The 17,185-nt window shown below is 61.5% G+C and carries 14 protein-coding genes and 1 pseudogene; 8 read left to right on the forward strand and 7 right to left on the reverse strand.

The window, feature by feature from the left end:
• Window positions 1-10: 10 nt before the first annotated feature.
• Window positions 11-2,047, forward strand: coding sequence for a sensor histidine kinase (locus tag GXB78_RS07970; RefSeq protein ID WP_329515011.1), 2,037 nt, complete (start codon window positions 11-13; stop codon window positions 2,045-2,047).
• A 3-nt stretch (window positions 2,048-2,050) separates the two neighbouring features.
• The gene (locus GXB78_RS07975; protein WP_329515012.1) at window positions 2,051-2,635 is read left to right on the forward strand and encodes a cob(I)yrinic acid a,c-diamide adenosyltransferase; all 585 of its coding nucleotides are present in this window, start codon (window positions 2,051-2,053) and stop codon (window positions 2,633-2,635) included.
• A 113-nt stretch (window positions 2,636-2,748) separates the two neighbouring features.
• On the opposite strand, the gene GXB78_RS07980 is transcribed toward GXB78_RS07975, so the two are convergent.
• The 4 genes from GXB78_RS07980 to secA form a co-directional block, all read right to left on the reverse strand.
• Window positions 2,749-3,696 (reverse strand): Nudix family hydrolase, encoded by a 948-nt coding sequence (locus GXB78_RS07980; RefSeq protein WP_329515013.1) that lies wholly within the window; start codon window positions 3,694-3,696, stop codon window positions 2,749-2,751.
• Window positions 3,693-4,325 (reverse strand): glutathione S-transferase family protein, encoded by a 633-nt coding sequence (locus tag GXB78_RS07985; protein WP_329515014.1) that lies wholly within the window; start codon window positions 4,323-4,325, stop codon window positions 3,693-3,695. The genes GXB78_RS07980 and GXB78_RS07985 overlap by 4 nt, the downstream gene beginning before the upstream one ends.
• Window positions 4,326-4,484: 159 nt before the next feature.
• Window positions 4,485-5,702: a bifunctional glutamate N-acetyltransferase/amino-acid acetyltransferase ArgJ gene (gene argJ / locus GXB78_RS07990; protein ID WP_065616720.1), complete on the reverse strand. Its 1,218-nt coding sequence runs from the start codon at window positions 5,700-5,702 to the stop codon at window positions 4,485-4,487.
• 122 nt (window positions 5,703-5,824) lie between these two features.
• Complete coding sequence (secA, locus tag GXB78_RS07995) at window positions 5,825-8,566, reverse strand: preprotein translocase subunit SecA (protein ID WP_329515015.1); 2,742 nt, start codon at window positions 8,564-8,566, stop codon at window positions 5,825-5,827.
• 308 nt (window positions 8,567-8,874) lie between these two features.
• On the opposite strand from secA, the gene GXB78_RS08000 reads away from it, so the two are divergent.
• Window positions 8,875-9,330, forward strand: a complete 456-nt coding sequence (locus tag GXB78_RS08000) for a DUF721 domain-containing protein (RefSeq protein ID WP_329515016.1) — start codon at window positions 8,875-8,877, stop codon at window positions 9,328-9,330.
• 90 nt (window positions 9,331-9,420) lie between these two features.
• On the opposite strand, the gene GXB78_RS08005 is transcribed toward GXB78_RS08000, so the two are convergent.
• Window positions 9,421-10,908, reverse strand: coding sequence for a helicase HerA-like domain-containing protein (locus GXB78_RS08005; protein WP_329515017.1), 1,488 nt, complete (start codon window positions 10,906-10,908; stop codon window positions 9,421-9,423).
• Window positions 10,909-11,094: 186 nt separating this feature from the next.
• Between GXB78_RS08005 and GXB78_RS28285 the strand changes: the two are divergent.
• The 5 genes and pseudogenes from GXB78_RS28285 to GXB78_RS08025 all read left to right on the forward strand — a co-directional run.
• Window positions 11,095-12,126 (forward strand): annotated as a pseudogene (locus GXB78_RS28285) (HAMP domain-containing protein); the annotation flags it as partial.
• A 93-nt stretch (window positions 12,127-12,219) separates the two neighbouring features.
• Window positions 12,220-12,984, forward strand: coding sequence for a methyl-accepting chemotaxis protein (locus GXB78_RS28290; RefSeq protein WP_425375757.1), 765 nt, complete (start codon window positions 12,220-12,222; stop codon window positions 12,982-12,984).
• Between the two features lie 217 nt (window positions 12,985-13,201).
• Complete coding sequence (locus GXB78_RS08015; protein ID WP_329515225.1) at window positions 13,202-14,293, forward strand: glycosyltransferase family 4 protein; 1,092 nt, start codon at window positions 13,202-13,204, stop codon at window positions 14,291-14,293.
• Between the two features lie 4 nt (window positions 14,294-14,297).
• Window positions 14,298-15,056 (forward strand): DUF2334 domain-containing protein, encoded by a 759-nt coding sequence (locus GXB78_RS08020; RefSeq protein WP_329515019.1) that lies wholly within the window; start codon window positions 14,298-14,300, stop codon window positions 15,054-15,056.
• Window positions 15,053-16,051 (forward strand): lysylphosphatidylglycerol synthase transmembrane domain-containing protein, encoded by a 999-nt coding sequence (locus GXB78_RS08025; protein WP_329515020.1) that lies wholly within the window; start codon window positions 15,053-15,055, stop codon window positions 16,049-16,051. Before GXB78_RS08020 ends, GXB78_RS08025 begins: the two co-directional genes overlap by 4 nt.
• Here the strand turns inward: GXB78_RS08025 and GXB78_RS08030 are convergent.
• Both GXB78_RS08030 and purU read right to left on the reverse strand, forming a co-directional pair.
• A complete protein-coding gene (locus GXB78_RS08030) occupies window positions 16,035-16,211 on the reverse strand; it encodes a hypothetical protein (protein WP_329515021.1) in 177 nt (58 codons plus the stop codon). The two genes, GXB78_RS08025 and GXB78_RS08030, sit on opposite strands and share 17 nt — an antisense overlap.
• An 81-nt stretch (window positions 16,212-16,292) precedes the next feature.
• The gene (gene purU, locus GXB78_RS08035; RefSeq protein ID WP_016773477.1) at window positions 16,293-17,141 is read right to left on the reverse strand and encodes a formyltetrahydrofolate deformylase; all 849 of its coding nucleotides are present in this window, start codon (window positions 17,139-17,141) and stop codon (window positions 16,293-16,295) included.
• Window positions 17,142-17,185 lie beyond the last annotated feature (44 nt).

Below are 17,185 nucleotides of genomic sequence, written 5' to 3' on the forward strand. Positions count from 1 at the left end.
GATAAACCTGATGCCATTGCGCCAGCGCCTTGAAAACCTGCCGGTCGGCCAGAAACTGCTGGCCGCCCTGCTGGTGTTGTTGACCACGGTTCTGCTGGTCGCCAACCTGACCTTTATCAGCGCCGCCTATTACATTTCCCAGGAAAGCATGGCACCACAGGCGCTGCAGACCATCGGCCGGCTGATCGCCAATCCAAGTCTGGTCAGCGACGCGCTGGAATCACCGCGCAGCGCCGAGCGCCTGCTCAAGGAACTCGACAGTTATTCACCGCTGCGCGCCGCCGCCCTGTACGACGGCAAGGGCGAACGTCTGGCACAAGTGCAGCGCGGCGAAAAGCTCAGCCTCCCCGAGCGCTATCGCCATGTCGAGGCGTGGCAACTCACCGAGTTTCGCAGCAATCAACTGATCACCCTGCCCCGCCCCGGTGCAGCGCCGGGGCATCTGTTGCTGGTCGCCAGCAGCGAATTGCCGATGGCGTTCTACACCGGCACGCTGACCGCCAGCCTCGGCATCCTGATCTTCAGCGTCTTGCTGTGGCTGGTGATTGCCCGGCAGATCAAACGCCTGATCACCCGCCCCATTCACCAGCTCGAAGAGCTTTCGCGGCAGGTCACCCGCGAAGAGAACTACGCCCTGCGCGCTGCCCGCGGCAATCACGACGAAATCGGCAGTCTGGCCGAGGCGTTCAACACCATGCTCTCGCGCATCGAAGCCCGCGAGCAGCAGCTCAAACGTGCCCGCGACGACTCGCAGGCCGCTTACGATCAGGCGCAGGGGCTGGCCGAGGAAACCCGCCACACCAACCGCAAACTGGAGCTGGAAGTCCAGGTGCGCAGCAAGATCGAGAAGAAGCTCACCGGCTTCCAGAATTATCTCAACAGCATCATCGACTCGATGCCTTCGGCGCTGATCGCTCTCGACGAGCAGCTTTACGTCACCCAGTGGAACCAGGAAGCCAGCGCGCTCTCCGGCACGCGCCTGGATGAGGCGCTGAACCAGCCGATCTTCCTCGCCTTCGAGCCGCTCAAGCCATTCCTGCCGCAGCTCAAGGCCACCGTCGAACAACACACCGTGGCCAAAGTCGATCGGGTGACCTGGTTCAAGGACGATGAACCCAAACACTACGCACTGACGTTTTATCCACTGATGGGCGGTGCCGGGCGCGGCGTGGTGATCCGTATCGACGACATCACCCAGCGCCTGTCGCTGGAAGAAATGATGGTGCAGTCGGAGAAGATGCTCTCGGTCGGTGGCCTTGCGGCTGGCATGGCCCACGAGATCAACAACCCGCTCGGCGCGATCCTGCACAACGTGCAGAACATCCGCCGGCGTCTGTCGGCGGATCTGCCGAAGAACATCGAGACTGCTGAGCAACTGGGCATTGAACTGGATGCCGTTAATCGTTATTTGCAGGGCCGCGAAGTCCCGCAATTGCTCGATGGCATTCAGCAGGCCGGCGCCCGTGCAGCGAAAATCGTCACGCACATGCTCAGCTTCAGCCGCCGCAGCACCCGCCAGATGGCGCCATGCGATCTGCCGGCGCTGATCGATCAAGCCGTTGAAATTGCCGGCAACGACTTCGATCTGGCCATCGGTTTCGACTTCAAGGGCCAAGCCATCATCCGTCAGTTCGACCCGGCACTTGGGCCGGTGCCGGGCACCGCCAACGAGCTGGAACAGGTGCTGCTCAATCTGCTGAAAAACGCCGCCCAGGCGATTCATCAGCGCGAAAACGACAGCGAACCGGGCCGGATCATTCTGCGCACCAGACTCAATCCGCCGTGGGCCGAGATCCAGGTCGAGGACAACGGCATCGGCATGAGCGAGAACGTACGCAAGCGCACCTTCGAACCGTTCTTCACCACCAAGGAAATCGGCCAGGGCACGGGCCTGGGCCTGTCGGTGTCCTACTTCATCATCACCAACAACCACAAGGGTCAGATGGAAGTGCAGTCGGCACCCGGCCAGGGCACCTGTTTCACCCTGCGTCTGCCGTTGGTGCAACCGGCGCCATTGACCACCGAAACCAATTCACTACCGAGGTAACCCATGGGCTTTCGCTTGTCGAAGATCTACACCCGCACCGGCGACAAAGGCGAAACCGGCCTCGGTGACGGCCGTCGTGTACCCAAGGATCATCCGCGCATCGAGGCGATCGGCGAGATCGATACGCTGAACAGTCAGGTCGGCGTGCTGCTGGCCGGTCTGCTCGCCGAGCGCGAGTTGCATCCGGGGCTGAATGAAATCATCGAGGTGTTGGCACCCTGTCAGCATCGCCTGTTTGACCTTGGCGGTGAACTGGCGATGCCGGCGTATCAGGCCTTGAACGAGGCCGAGATCGAGCGGCTGGAAGCGGCAATTGATGTGTGGAATGAAGAGTTGGGGCCGCTGGACAATTTCATCTTGCCGGGCGGTTCGATGTTGATTGCGCAGGCGCATGTTTGCCGCAGTCTGGCGCGCAGTGCCGAGCGCCGTTGCCAGCATTTGAACTCGATCGAGCCGTTGGCCGGGGTTGGCCTGGCGTATATCAATCGGTTGTCGGATTTGTTGTTTGTGGTGGCGCGGTTGATTGCGCGGCGGCAGGGGGTGGCGGAGATTTTGTGGCAGCCGGCTGCGAAACCTGGAGGAAAGTAGCGTCTTTCAGGGCGCCTTCGCGAGCAGGCTCGCTCCCACATTTGTCTGCATTCTGACTGGAGAAATGCAATCCATTGTGGGAGCGAGCCTGCTCGCGAAGAGGCCGGTAGCCCTTACACAGAATCCGGCCAAAACGCCCGAATCCCCGCCACACCCTGAGCCCCAACATCCCAAGCCTTCTCACGTTCCGCCGGCCCTACCCCACCAAGCAGAAACACCGGCTTACTAAAGCCTTCGATCAACGCCCCAGCCTGCTGCCAACCCAACGGCTGCGCGTCCGGATGAGTCAAGGTGGGCTGCACCGGCGACAGGGTGACGAAGTCGACGCCCATCTGCTCGGCCAGCGCCAGCTCTTCAGCGTTATGGCATGACGCCGCAAGCCAGCGCTCGGCCGGCAGCGGACGCCCTGCCGCCGCGTATTTGCGCAGTTGCGCAGCGGTGATGTGCCAGCCGGCAGAAGGGAAATCGCCGAGCCATTCGAATGGTCCCTTGATCATCAACTGCGCCTTGCCCGCGCACAGACCCACCGCATCCACCGCCAGATCACGGTATTTCGGGTCGTAGCCGTTCGGTGCGCGCAGCTGGACCAATTTGATTCCGCCGGCGATCGCTTTCTGAATCCCGCGCAACAAGGCCGGGCCTTCGAGGTCTTCCGGAGTGATCAGGTATTCGGCAGGCAAACGCGCTGCCGCGACGATCGGCTGGTTGGCCGCCGGGAACTCATAGTTGATCAACTCCCGGGCGCTGACCCAGGCCAGTGGCTGGCCTTCAGCACCGTGCGGTTCGCCGCTGAACGCCGAGACTTCCCAGACATCCAGCAACACCTGTTTGTCCGGGTAATCGTGGCGAACCTTGATCAGTGGGCGGGCAGCATCAACGACGATGCCCAGCTCTTCGTGCAGCTCGCGAGCCAGTGCCGATTCGACTGATTCCTCAGCCTCGACCTTGCCACCGGGAAATTCCCACAAGCCGCCCTGATGCTGGGTGTCGGCCCGCCGGGCGATCAGAATTTTGCCGGCGCCGTCACGGATGACGGCAGCGGCGACGTGGACGCGTTTCACGGGTTTAACTCCTCCAGTCCAGCCTTGTGCCACGCTTTGAACGCGGGCCATTGGTAGACGGTTTCAACATAAGCTTCGTCGACTGCCGGCAGCTTCACCTGATAGGTGCGCAGGCGCACGGCGATCGGCGCGAAGAAAGCATCGGCGAGACTGACCCGACCGAACAGGTATGGCCCCTCTTCCGTTGCCGCCGCGCGGCATTCAGCCCAGAGCGCGAGCATGCGTTCGATATCGACCTTCACTTCTGGCGGCACCGGGTTCAGCGGCGCATCCTGGCTGAGGTTGAACGGCATGTGGTTGCGCATGGCGAAGAAACCGCTGTGCATTTGTGCGCAGGCCGAGCGCGCCTGGGCACGGGCGAAAGTATCGCTGGGCCAGAGTTGTTCGGACGGAAACTGCTCGGCGAGGTATTCAGCGATGGCCAGCGAATCGGCGATGGTGCCGCGGGTGGTTTGCAGCAGCGGCACCTTGCCGCTCGGCGAATGCTTGAGCAGGCGCTCGCGGGTGTCGGGCTTGCCGAGTTTGATCAGCTCTTCGCTGTAGGGTGCGCCGGTCAGTTCCAGCGCCAGTGCCGCACGCAGGGACCAGGAGGAAAGCAGTTTGTCGCCGATGATCAGGTGCAGGGACATGGGGTGGCGCCTTTTCGTCAGAGGAATGCTTCTGAATGGGTTGTGTCCGGACCGCCGTTTTCGCGAGCAGGCTCGCTCCCACGATGGACCGAGCTGCAGCGAAAATCCCCTGTGGGAGCGAGCCTGCTCACGAATCGAGCGACTCGGTCCCTGATCAGGTCAAGTGCGGTATTCAGCGTTGATCTTCACGTATTCATGCGACAGGTCGGTGGTCCAGATGGTTTCGCTGCAATCGCCGCGACCCAGTTCGATGCGGATGGTGATTTCTTCCTGCTGCATCACCGCCGAGCCCTGGGCTTCAGTGTAGGTGGCCGCACGGGCGCCACGGCTGGCGATGCACACGTCGCCGAGGAATACGTCGATCTTGCTCACGTCCAAGTCCGGCACACCGGCACGACCCACGGCGGCGAGGATGCGCCCCCAGTTCGGGTCGGAGGCGAACAGCGCAGTCTTGATCAGCGGCGAGTGCGCCACGGTGTAACCGACGTCCAGGCATTCCTGGTGATTGCCGCCGCCATTCACTTCTACGGTGACAAACTTGGTCGCACCTTCGCCGTCACGCACGATGGCCTGGGCCACGTCCATGCACACTTCGAACACCGCCTGTTTCAGCTTGGCAAACAGCTCGCCTTCCGCGCGGGTGATTTCCGGCAGCGCGGCTTTGCCCGTAGCGATCAGCATGCAGCAGTCGTTGGTCGAGGTGTCGCCATCGATGGTGATGCGGTTGAACGACTTGTTGGCACCGTCGAGCATCAGGTTGTGCAGCACGTCGCGGGAGACTTTGGCGTCCGTGGCGATGTAACCCAGCATGGTTGCCATGTTCGGACGAATCATGCCGGCGCCTTTGCTGATGCCGGTGACGGTGATGGTCACGCCGTCATGCTCGAACTGGCGGCTGGCGCCCTTCGGCAAAGTATCGGTGGTCATGATGCCGGTGGCGGCAGCTTCCCAGTTGTTTTCCGACAGGTCATCCAGCGCAGCTTGCAGTGCACCTTCGATTTTTTCGACCGGCAGCGGCTCGCCGATCACACCGGTGGAGTACGGCAGAATCTGGCTGGCATCGACGCCGGTCAGCTCAGCGAGTCTGGCAGTGGTGCGCTCGGCGGCGGCCAGGCCTGGTTCGCCGGTGCCCGCATTGGCATTGCCGGTATTGGTCAGCAAGTAACGCACGGCGTTGTTCACGCGTTTTTTCGCCAGGATCACCGGCGCGGCGCAGAACGCGTTCAGGGTGAACACGCCAGCCACGGTCGAACCTTCTGCACAGCGCATCACCACCACATCCTTGCGCCCGGGGCGCTTGATGCCGGCCGAGGCGATACCGAGTTCAAAACCGGCAACCGGGTGCAACGTTGGCAAAGGACCAAGACCAACAGCCATGAATGCGCTCCTTACTCAATGATGTCAGCACCGCCACGGGAAAGGACGGTGGGATAAATGGCAAAACGCCGCGACGGCAGGAGCCGGTCGCGGCGCGGGGTGTTCAGCGATTGAAACGGGTTTTACTGGATCTGCCCGTGGCAATGCTTGTATTTCTTGCCCGAACCGCAGTAGCACAGTTCGTTGCGGCCCAGCTTCTGTTCGTTGCGCACCGGGGCAGCGGCAGTGGCCAGCGCCACATCGACCTCTTCTCCCAGCGCTTCCGGCTGATCCAGCCCAGGCGCTTCGGCGTGTTCGAACTGCATGCGCGCCGCCAGTGCTTCGGCTTCCTGACGCAGGCGTTGCTCTTCGGCTTCCGGATCTTCGCGGCGGACCTGAACGTGGGAGAGCACGCGGATCGAGTCGCGCTTGATCGAATCGAGCAGCTCGGAGAACAGGGTGAACGACTCGCGCTTGTATTCCTGCTTCGGGTTCTTCTGCGCATAACCGCGCAAGTGAATGCCGTGACGCAGGTGATCCATGGTCGACAGGTGGTCTTTCCACAGGTCGTCGAGTACGCGCAGGACAATCTGCTTCTCGAACGAGCGCAGCGCCTCGGCACCAGCCTGGTCTTCTTTCTCGTTGTACGCGGCGATCAGCTCGGTCATGAGCTTCTCGCGCAGGGTTTCTTCGTACAGGTGATCGTCTTCGTCGAGCCATTGCTGGATCGGCAGTTTCACGCCGAAATCGCTTTCGATCGACGCTTCCAGACCGGCCACGTCCCACTGCTCTGGCAGCGACTGCGGCGGAATGTGCGCGCTGACGGTAGCGTTGAGCACGTCCTGACGGAAGTCGGCGATGGTTTCACCGATGTTGTCGGCGGCCAGCAACGTGTTACGCATGTGATAGATCACTTTACGCTGTTCGTTGTTGACGTCGTCGAACTCGAGCAATTGCTTGCGGATGTCGAAGTTGCGGCCTTCAACCTTGCGCTGCGCCTTCTCGATCGCGTTGGTCACCATGCGGTGCTCGATCGCTTCGCCCGGCTGCATGCCCAAGGCTTTCATGAAGTTCTTCACCCGGTCAGAGGCGAAGATGCGCATCAGGCTGTCTTCCAGCGACAGGTAGAAGCGGCTCGACCCGGCATCGCCCTGACGGCCGGCACGGCCACGCAGCTGGTTGTCGATACGGCGCGATTCGTGACGCTCGGAAGCAATCACCTGCAAGCCGCCGGACTCCAGCACTTGCTGGTGACGCTTCTGCCAGTCGGCCTTGATCTGGGCGATCTGCTCAGGGGTCGGGTTTTCCAGCGAAGCGACTTCCACTTCCCAGTTGCCGCCCAACAGGATGTCGGTACCACGACCGGCCATGTTGGTGGCGATGGTCAGCGCACCGGGACGACCGGCCTGAGCGATGATTTCAGCTTCTTTTTCGTGGAACTTGGCGTTGAGAACCTTGTGTTCGATGCCTTCTTTGACGAGCAATGCGGACATGTGCTCGGAAGTTTCGATGGTCGCGGTACCTACCAGCACCGGACGACCGGCCGCCATGCTTTCCTTGATGTCCGCCACGATTGCCGCGTATTTCTCTTCGGCGGTGAGGAACACCAGGTCGTTGTAGTCTTTACGCGCCAACGGCTTGTTCGGCGGGATGACCATGACTTCCAGACCATAGATCTGGTGGAATTCGAACGCTTCGGTGTCGGCGGTACCGGTCATGCCGGACAGCTTGGTGTACAGACGGAAGTAGTTCTGGAAAGTCGTCGAGGCCAGGGTCTGGCTCTCGGCCTGAATGTTCAGGCCTTCCTTGGCTTCGATCGCCTGGTGCAGGCCTTCGGAGAGACGACGACCCGGCATGGTCCGACCGGTGTGCTCGTCGACCAGTACGACCTGGCCGTCCTGCACGATGTATTCGATGTTGCGGTTGAACAGTTTGTGCGCACGCAGACCGGCATAGACGTGGGTCAGCAGGCCGAGGTTGTGCGCCGAGTACAGGCTCTCGCCTTCGGCCAGCAGGCCGACGCGGGTGAGCATTTCTTCGATGAACTGGTGACCGGCTTCGTTGAGTTCGACCTGACGGGTCTTTTCGTCAACGGTGTAGTGGCCGGCCTTGGTGACCTGGCCTTCGACTTCCTCGACGTGCAGTTCCAGCTGCGGGATCAGTTTGTTGATCTCGGTGTACAGCTTGGAGCTGTCCTCGGCCTGACCGGAGATGATCAGCGGGGTACGTGCTTCGTCGATGAGGATCGAGTCGACTTCGTCGATTACGGCAAAGTTGAGTTCGCGCTGGAATTTTTCATCCATGCTGAACGCCATGTTGTCGCGCAGGTAGTCGAAACCGAATTCGTTGTTGGTGCCGTAGGTGATGTCGGCGGCGTAGGCGGCACGCTTTTCTTCCGGCGGCTGGAACGGCGTCACGACGCCGACGGTCAGGCCGAGGAATTCATACAGCGGGCGCATCCAGTTGGCGTCGCGGCGGGCCAGGTAGTCGTTCACGGTCACAACGTGCACGCCCTTGCCGGACAATGCGTTGAGGTAAACACCCAGGGTGGCGACGAGGGTCTTGCCCTCACCGGTGCGCATTTCGGCGATCTTGCCTTCGTGCAAGGTCATGCCGCCGACGAGTTGCACGTCGAAGTGGCGCATGCCCATCACGCGCTTGCCGGCCTCGCGGGCTACGGCAAAGGCTTCCGGCAACAGCTTGTCGAGGGTTTCCCCTTTGGCGATACGGGCCTTGAACTCGGCGGTCTTGGCACGCAATTGATCGTCCGAAAGGGCCACCATTTGCTCTTCGAAGGCATTGACGAGCTGCACCGTCTTGAGCATGCGTTTGACTTCACGCTCGTTCTTGCTTCCAAAAAGTTTCTTTAACAAAGGCGCAAACATATCGGCAGGATCTTCCACACTAAAGGGATGGAGGGCGGCCCCGTGAGTCGCCCGTGCAGCCCTCATGGCCGCATGCGAACGAGCATTCTACCCGGAAACGGTGGTGAGGAAAGTGGCGATGTTCCACGATGCTGGCACTGCGCTTTGACGGGGCTCACTTAAAATAGGGGCGTTTTGCTCAACTTCAACCCGTCGGGGGAAAGAAGTCAGGCGTTGATTTAATGAGCAAAGCAGGGACAAAAGCAATGGGCCAGTGGTTCCACAGCTTTCTGCTAACATGGCGCCTCTGTTACCTAAGGTGTTCGATCATGGCGTTTCGCCCTCTCACGGCCAGAGCACCCGCCGCTCTGTTACGTGAAGCCAAACCGCTCAAAGCCATCCTCGGCCATGCCCAGCGCCTGGAGCATTTGCAGCGCTTGCTCGAAAGCCAGCTGCAACCGGCCGCGCGCGAGCATTGCCGTGTGGCCAAGTGGCGCGAAGGGGAGCTGTCGCTGGTGGTCACTGACGGCCATTGGGCGACGCGCCTGCGCTACCAGCAGAAACGCCTGCAACGGCAGTTGCAATTGTTCGAAGAATTCGCCAGCCTGACCCGGATCAAATTCAGCGTGCGCCCGCCGATCATTCAGCATCGGGCAGCTGGGCACACGATGGATCTGTCGAGCAGTGCGGCGGAGACGATTCAGTCGACGGCCGACGGGATCAGCGATCCGGGATTGCGCGCTGCGCTGGAGCGGTTGGCGGCACATGCCAAGGGTAAAGCCTGAAGCAAAATCAAAAGATCGCAGCCTTCGGCAGCTCCTACAGAATGAATGCATTTCAACTGTAGGAGCTGCCGAAGGCTGCGATCTTTGCTTTTAGCGGCGCTTGCTGCCGCCGAGCAGCGACCCCATCAACCCGCGCACCAACTGCTTGCCGAGATTATTGGCCGCGTGACGCATCGCCGATTTCAGTGCCTGCCCTGCCGCCGTGCCGAGGAACTCTCCTGCGCGATCAGCCAGGCTTGGCTCTGCGGCCGCCGGTTTGCCCGCGGGGGTTTCAGCCTCGGGCGCCAGCCCTTTGCGTCCCATCAGAATTTCATAAGCCGATTCCCTGTCGATCGGCTTGTCATAACGCCCCTTGAACGGCGAGCCGGCGATCAGCACGGTGCGCTCGGTTGCAGTCAACGGGCCGATCCGCGATTGCGGCGGTGCCACCAGCACGCGCTGGACCATTTCCGGGGTGCCCTTCTCGGTCAGCGTTCCCACCAGCGCTTCGCCAATCCCCAGTTCGGTCAGCACCGACAGGCTGTCGAACGCCGGATTCGGCCGAAAGCCGTCCGCCACGGCACGCAGGGATTTCTGCTCTTTGGCGGTGAACGCACGCAGACCGTGCTGAATGCGCAAGCCCAACTGCGCCAGCACATCGTCCGGCAGATCCGCCGGCGACTGGGTGACGAAGTACACGCCCACGCCTTTGGAACGAATCAAGCGCACCACTTGCTCCAGGCGTTCCTGCAAAGCCTTGGGCGTGTCGCCGAAGAGCAAGTGCGCCTCGTCGAAAAACAGCGCCAGCAGCGGCTTGTCGGCATCGCCGCGCTCGGGCAGTTGCTCGAACAACTCGGCCAGCAGCCACAGCAGGAACGTTGCGTAGACCTTCGGCGCCTCGTGCACCAGCCGACTGGCGTCGAGCAGATGGATGCGTCCACGGCCATCGGCGCCCGGGTGCAGGATGTCTTCGAGTTGCAGCGCCGGCTCGCCGAACAGCGCCTCGGCGCCCTGCTGTTCCAGCGTCGCCAAACGGCGCAGCAGTGCCTGGCTGGAACCGGTGGTCATCAGCGCGGCGTCTTCGCCGAGCAACTGCGGATTGTCCTTGAGGTGATTGAGCAGCGCTTTCAGATCCTTGAGATCGAGCAGCAACAGCCCTTCGCGATCCGCCACTTTGAAGGCCGCGTACAGCGCCGACTGCTGACTGTCGGTCAGCTCGAGGAGGCTGCCGATCAGCAACGGGCCCATTTCGCTCAGGGTGGTGCGCAGCGGATGACCGGATTCACCGTGGATGTCCCACAGCGTCACGGGATAAGCCTGCGGCGTGTGACCGAGCCAGGGCATGCCGGCGATGCGCTCGGCTACTTTGCCCTGCGGGTTGCCGGCAGCACCGAGGCCGCACAGGTCGCCCTTGATGTCAGCGGCAAACACCGCCACGCCAGCATCGCTGAACGCTTCGGCCAGACGCTGCAAGGTCACGGTTTTACCAGTGCCGGTGGCGCCGGCGATCAGCCCGTGGCGGTTGGCCAGGCGCATGGCCTGAGCGATGGGTTGCGCGGCCGGATCAGCGCCGATAACGAGTTGCGAGGAGTCAGGCATTTTCTCACCCAATGGTTAATCTTTGATGACACATGGCCGATACATAAAGTGAACGAACCCGTCAGAAAATCGGGTCAGACATTTCCCTAAGGAGAGCCGGAAATATCAGTTTTTCAACCTTGCCCATAGTGCGCGCCTCTATCAAAGCACGCCCAGGACATTAAGACCTTAGCGGAACCCCAAGCCATGAACAAAAACCTGCGCTTCAGCCATAAGATTTTGCTTGCCGCCGCTCTCATCGTCATTGCCGCTTTCGCCTCGTTCACGTTGTACAACGACTGGCTGCAACGCAATGCGATTCGCGATGATCTGAACAACTACCTCAACGAAATGGGCGAGGTGACTGCCGGCAATATCCAGACCTGGCTCAGCGGGCGCATCTTGCTGATCGAGAACGCCGCGCAGAACATCGCCATCAACCCGGAACCTGCCACGGTCGCCAGCCTGCTCGAGCAGAAAAGCCTGACTTCGACGTTCATGGCCACCTATCTGGGCGATGCCACCGGGCACTTCACCATCCGCCCGGACGTGAAAATGCCGGACGGTTTCGATCCGCGCGTACGCCCTTGGTATAAAGGCGCCGAAAGCAGCAGCACTTCAACCCTGACCGAACCCTACATCGATGCGGCCACCGGCCAGTTGATCATCTCCATCGCCACCGCGTCGAAAAAGGCCGGGCAGAGCGTCGGCGTGGTCGGCGGCGACCTCAGTCTGCAATCGCTGGTCGATACCCTCGCCGCGCGGGACTTCGACGGCATGGGCTATGTGTTCCTGATCAGCGCTGACGGCAAGATCCTCGTGCATCCGGACAAGGCTTTGGTGATGAAGTCGCTCAAAGAAGCCTACCCGCAGGACACGCCGCAGATCAGCAGCGATTTCAGCGAAGTGACGGTCGACGGCAAAACCCGCATCGTCACCTTCGCCCCGATCAAAGGCCTGCCGTCGGTGAACTGGTACATCGGTCTGTCGATCGACAAGGACCAGGCCTACTCGATGCTCAGCGAATTCCGCACCTCAGCGGTAATCGCGACCATTATTGCCGTGGCAATCATCATCGCCCTGCTCGGCATGCTGATTCGCCTGCTGATCCAGCCGCTGCACGTGATGACCCGCGCCATGGAAGACATCGCCGATGGTGAAGGCGACCTGACCAAGCGCCTGAACATCGTCAATAACGATGAATTCGGCACCCTCGGCACCGCTTTCAACCGCTTCGTCGAGCGTATTCACGGTTCGATCCGCGAAGTGTCCTCAGCCACCGGCCAGGTCAACGAAGTCGCCCTGCGCGTGGTCGCTGCGTCGAACTCGTCGATGTACAACTCGGATCAGCAAGCGTCGCGCACCAGCAGCGTCGCCGCCGCGATCAATCAGCTCGGCGCCGCCGCCCAGGAAATTGCGCGCAACGCTGCGCAAGCCTCGAATCAGGCCAGCGACGCCCGAGGTCTGGCCGAGGATGGCCAGCAAGTGGTCGAGCGCAGCATCAAGGCGATGAATCAATTGTCGAGCATGCTCAGCGCGTCGAGCACCAACATCGAGTCGCTGAACAGCAAGACTGTCAACATCGGTCAGATTCTCGAAGTGATCACCAGCATTTCCCAGCAGACCAACCTGCTCGCGCTCAACGCTGCCATCGAGGCGGCACGTGCGGGTGAGGCAGGTCGCGGCTTTGCCGTGGTGGCCGACGAAGTGCGCAACCTCGCGCACCGCACTCAGGAATCGGCGCAGCAGGTGCAGACCATGATCGAGGAGCTGCAAGTCGGCGCCCGGGAATCGGTGAGCACCATGAGCGACAGTCAGCGCCACAGCCAGGACAGCGTCGAGATCGCCAACCTTGCCGGCGAACGCCTGAACAGCGTGACCCTGCGCATTGGCGAAATCGACGGCATGAACCAGTCGGTGGCGACCGCGACCGAAGAGCAGACTGCGGTGGTCGAGTCGATCAACGTCGACATTACCGAGATCAATACGCTGAACCAGGAAGGCGTGGAGAACCTGCAAGCGACCTTGCGCGCGTGCTCGGATCTGGAGCAGCAGGCTTCGCGTCTCAAGCAACTGGTGGGCAGCTTCAGGATTTAAGCTGCGGCGACTGGCCTCTTCGCGAGCAGGCTCGCTCCCACAGGGAAAAATGCATTCCATTGTGGGAGCGAGCCTGCTCGCGAATATCTACCTTTAAACAAAACCCCACTGACACCCCACCGCGCAATCCCGACCGAACATCTATTCTGGATAACGGTCAACCAAGGGAGAACAACACAGCGGAGGGTTGCTCACCGTGCATATCGCCGACATCACCATGTTCTACGCCCCGGCCAGCGGAGGCGTACGGACTTATCTGGATGCCAAACACCGTCGCCTCGGCGACCGCAACGCCATTCGTCACAGCCTGCTGATCCCCGGCGCACGACTGGGTGAACATGACGGCATTTATACGGTTCCAGCGCCCGCGCTGCCCTTCGGCAAAGGCTATCGCTTCCCGCTGCGCCTGGCGCCATGGCGAAACGTCCTGCAGGATTTGCAGCCGGATCTGATCGAAGTCGGCGATCCCTACCTCACCGCGTGGGCGGCGCTGGATGCCCGGCGGCAGCTGGATGTACCGGTGATCGGTTTTTATCACTCGGATCTGCCGCTGCTGGCGGGTAATCGCATGGGCCATTGGGTCACGCCGAATGTCGAGGCGTACGTTACCCGCCTCTATGGCAATTTCGACCGCGTTCTCGCGCCGAGCCAGGTCATGGCCGACAAGCTCACCGGGCTTGGCGTGCGCAATGTTCATGTGCAGCCGCTGGGCGTTGATCTGCATACCTTCCATCCCGACGCCCGCGACGCCGGCCTGCGGGCCGAACTGGGGATTGCCGAAGACACCCGCCTGCTGGTCTTTGCCGGGCGCGGTTCCAAGGAGAAAAACCTCCCGGTGCTCCTCAAGTGCATGCAGCGCCTTGGTCCGCGCTATCACTTGCTGCTGGTCGGCTCGTCGATGCCCGCTGCGGTGCCGGACAACGTCAGCGTCATCGACGAATTCTGCCCGGCGCCAAAAGTCGCGCGGCTGATGGCCAGCGCCGATGCGCTGGTGCATGCCGGTGATCAGGAAACTTTCGGTCTGGTCATTCTTGAAGCCATGGCCTGCGGCATTCCCGTGGTGGCGGTGGCGGCCGGTGCGTTTGAAGAGATCGTCAATGATGCCTGCGGTCTGCTCTGTGCGCCGAATAATCCTCAGGCGATGGCCAACGCCGTGCGCGAGCTGTTCAGTCGCGGCTGTGATCGGCTCGGCCGTCAGGCCCGCCAGCACGTAGAACGGCATTACGCCTGGGACACCGTGGTCGACAGCCTGCTCAGCCACTACCACGCGGTGCTCGGGCATACGTTGCCAAGGGTGGCCAATGGTTGAGCAAATGAAAACGGTTTGTCTGGTGTTGCATGATGTGGCGCCCTCGACCTGGGCGGACTACCAGCCCTTCGTCGAGGCCGTCGATGCCTTGGGCAAGGTGTCGATGACGTGGCTGGTGGTGCCGGACTTTCACCGCCACGATGCGCTTGATGCCAACCCTGCCTTCCGGCGAGTGCTCGATGCCCGGGTTGCCCGCGGCGATGAACTGGCGCTGCACGGTTATTACCACGACGATCAGGAACCCCTGCCACACACACCGCGCGATTGGTTCATGCGGCGGGTCTACACCCATGAAGGCGAGTTCTATCGCCTGTCCCGCGAAGTCGCCCTCGCCCGCCTGCATGCCGGTCTGGAAATTTTTCAGCGCTACGATTGGCCGGTGCACGGCTTCGTCGCCCCGGCCTGGCTGATGAGCGACGGCACCCGCCAGGCCTTGCGCGAATTGCCGCTCACTTACACCAGCGATCCGCAGCATCTTTATCGCTTGCCCGATTTCAGCGCCATTGACGCCCCCGGATTGGTCTGGAGCGCGCGCAGTGCCTGGCGGCGTGGCTTGTCGAAAATCCTCAGCGACCAGCGTGAACAACGTTGGCGCGAGGCGCCGGTGATTCGCCTGGGTCTGCATCCGGTCGACATGCGCCACCGTTTCTCTCGAGATTATTGGTTGCACACGTTGCAACGCCTGCTGGCGGAAGGACGCGTGCCGCTGACCAAGATCGACTGGCTCGAACAACAACGCGGTCAACTGGAACGTGCGGCATGAAGCGCAGCCTGTTGTTGCTGATCGGCCTGCTTGCGGCAGTGCTTATTCCGGTGTTGCTTGGCGGCGGCGAAACCTGGGCACGCCTGCGCAGTTTTCCGCTGAACTGGTTGTTGATCATGTTCGGCATGATCCTGCTCTGCTGGGGCATCAATACCCTGCGCCTGCGTTTGCTGCTCGGTGACCAGCGTGAAAAGGTCGCACCGTTGAAAAGTCTCGGGGTAGTGATGGCAGCCGAGTTTGCCTACTGCGCCACGCCCGGCGGCAGCGGCGGACCGCTGACCATCATGGCCTTGCTGGCCCGTTGCGGCGTGCGTCCGGCGCGGGGCAGCGCAGTGTTTGCCATGGATCAGCTCAGCGATCTGCTGTTCTTCCTCTGCGCGCTGAGCGGGATTCTGATCTACGCGCTGTTCCAGCACCTGAGCGATCGTCTCGAGTGGCTGCTGACCGTCAGCGCCGTTTCGCTGTTTGGCGGCTTGTTCAGTTGCGTGTTGATTGCGCGTTATCACCGCGCATTGATCCGCCTCAGTGGGCGGCTGTTGGCGGGGATGAATGTAACGGCGCGCACCCGCCGACGCTGGGCGCGCAAGTTGCTGCACTTTCTCGCGGCGTTTACCGATACCTTGAAACTTCCCTGGCAGACGCTGGTTCAGGTGTTCGCCCTGACCTGCGTGCACTGGCTGCTGCGCTACAGCGTGCTATATCTGGCCTTGCGCGGGCTCGGTGCCGACTTGCAGTGGGCGTGGAGTTTTCTGGTGCAAATGCTCTCGCTGGGTGCCGGCCAGTTCAGCCTGTTACCCGGCGGCGCGGGGGCGGCGGAATTGACCTCGGCCGCGCTGCTCGCGCCCATGGTAGGTAAATCCACCGCTGCGGCGGCGATTCTGATCTGGCGGGTGGTGACGTATTACTTCTATCTGCTGGTTGGCGGCCCGGTGTTCGTGTTGATGCTGGGCAAGCCGTTGCTGAAGAAGTTGATGAACGTCAGGCAGGCTTCTTAGGTTCGCCCTGCTCTCGTTTCACCTGTTCCCACAACTCGGCGGCGCCGGGGAATTCAGTGCCATCCTCGGGGCTCATGTCGTCGGGGTCGTAGCGACTCAGGCAACCTTCACCAAGGGTGGCGGGCGCTTTGGAAGTGGCTTTGTCCAGTGGATCGTTCATGGCTTTTCCTCGGGCTCAAATGACAAGGGCCTGAGCGATTCAACGCCCAGGCCCTTGGTTTTTCAAGCAGGTCGTGCGCTATCAGAACACAACCGTCTTGTTGCCGTGCACCAGCACGCGGTCTTCGAGGTGATAGCGCAGGCCGCGGGCCAGCACCATTTTCTCGACGTCACGGCCGAAACGCACCATGTCTTCGATGCTGTCGCTGTGGCTGACACGCACCACGTCCTGCTCGATGATCGGGCCGGCGTCCAGCTCTTCGGTCACGTAGTGGCAGGTCGCGCCGATCAGCTTGACGCCACGCAGCGACGCCTGGTGATAAGGCTTGGCGCCGACGAACGAAGGCAGGAAGCTGTGGTGAATGTTGATGACCTTGTGCGCGTATTCGCGGCACATGTCCGGCGGCAGGATTTGCATGTAGCGCGCCAGCACCACCACTTCGGCGTCGTGCTGCTTCACCAGGCGCGATACTTCATCGAACGCTGGCTGCTTGTCCTGCGGATTGACCGGCACGTGGTAGTAAGGGATGCCGTGCCACTCGACCATGCTGCGCAGGTCGTCGTGGTTGGAGATCACGCAGGAGATTTCGCAATCCAGTTCGTCGCTGTGCCAGCGGTGCAGCAGGTCGGCCAGGCAGTGGGATTCGCGGCTGGCCATCAGCACCACGCGTTTCTTCTGCTCGGTGTCGGTGATGCGCCAGTCCATCGAGAATTCTTCGGCGATCGGCGCGAACTTCTCGCGCAACTCTTCGATACCGAACGGCAGCGAATCGGCACGGATTTCGTGACGCATGAAGAACCAGCCCACTTGATTGTCAGAGTGGTGGCTCGCTTCGGTGATCCAGCCGTTATGAGAGGCCAGAAAATTACTGACTTTGGCAACGATGCCAACGCGGTCCGGGCAAGATATCACCAGCCGAAAAGTGCGCATGAGGGGGAAACTCCAGAACTTCACAAAGGCCGCCATTCTAGCGA

Origin of the sequence: Pseudomonas moraviensis subsp. stanleyae (assembly GCF_036283065.1) — a bacterium.
Classification (GTDB): domain Bacteria; phylum Pseudomonadota; class Gammaproteobacteria; order Pseudomonadales; family Pseudomonadaceae; genus Aquipseudomonas; species Aquipseudomonas stanleyae.

Bases quoted from the DNA above. Each gene is read 5' to 3' on its own strand.
- GXB78_RS08025 (WP_329515020.1), top strand. From the start codon at position 15,053: ATGAAGCGCAGCCTGTTGTTGCTGATCGGCCTGCTTGCGGCAGTGCTT.
- argJ (WP_065616720.1), bottom strand. From the start codon at position 5,702: ATGGCTGTTGGTCTTGGTCCTTTGCCAACGTTGCACCCGGTTGCCGGT.
- GXB78_RS07975 (WP_329515012.1), top strand. From the start codon at position 2,051: ATGGGCTTTCGCTTGTCGAAGATCTACACCCGCACCGGCGACAAAGGC.
- secA (WP_329515015.1), bottom strand. From the start codon at position 8,566: ATGTTTGCGCCTTTGTTAAAGAAACTTTTTGGAAGCAAGAACGAGCGT.
- GXB78_RS08020 (WP_329515019.1), top strand. From the start codon at position 14,298: ATGAAAACGGTTTGTCTGGTGTTGCATGATGTGGCGCCCTCGACCTGG.
- GXB78_RS08030 (WP_329515021.1), bottom strand. From the start codon at position 16,211: ATGAACGATCCACTGGACAAAGCCACTTCCAAAGCGCCCGCCACCCTT.
- GXB78_RS08000 (WP_329515016.1), top strand. From the start codon at position 8,875: ATGGCGTTTCGCCCTCTCACGGCCAGAGCACCCGCCGCTCTGTTACGT.
- GXB78_RS07970 (WP_329515011.1), top strand. From the start codon at position 11: ATGCCATTGCGCCAGCGCCTTGAAAACCTGCCGGTCGGCCAGAAACTG.
- GXB78_RS08005 (WP_329515017.1), bottom strand. From the start codon at position 10,908: ATGCCTGACTCCTCGCAACTCGTTATCGGCGCTGATCCGGCCGCGCAA.
- GXB78_RS08015 (WP_329515225.1), top strand. From the start codon at position 13,202: ATGTTCTACGCCCCGGCCAGCGGAGGCGTACGGACTTATCTGGATGCC.
- GXB78_RS07985 (WP_329515014.1), bottom strand. From the start codon at position 4,325: ATGTCCCTGCACCTGATCATCGGCGACAAACTGCTTTCCTCCTGGTCC.
- purU (WP_016773477.1), bottom strand. From the start codon at position 17,141: ATGCGCACTTTTCGGCTGGTGATATCTTGCCCGGACCGCGTTGGCATC.
- GXB78_RS28290 (WP_425375757.1), top strand. From the start codon at position 12,220: ATGTACAACTCGGATCAGCAAGCGTCGCGCACCAGCAGCGTCGCCGCC.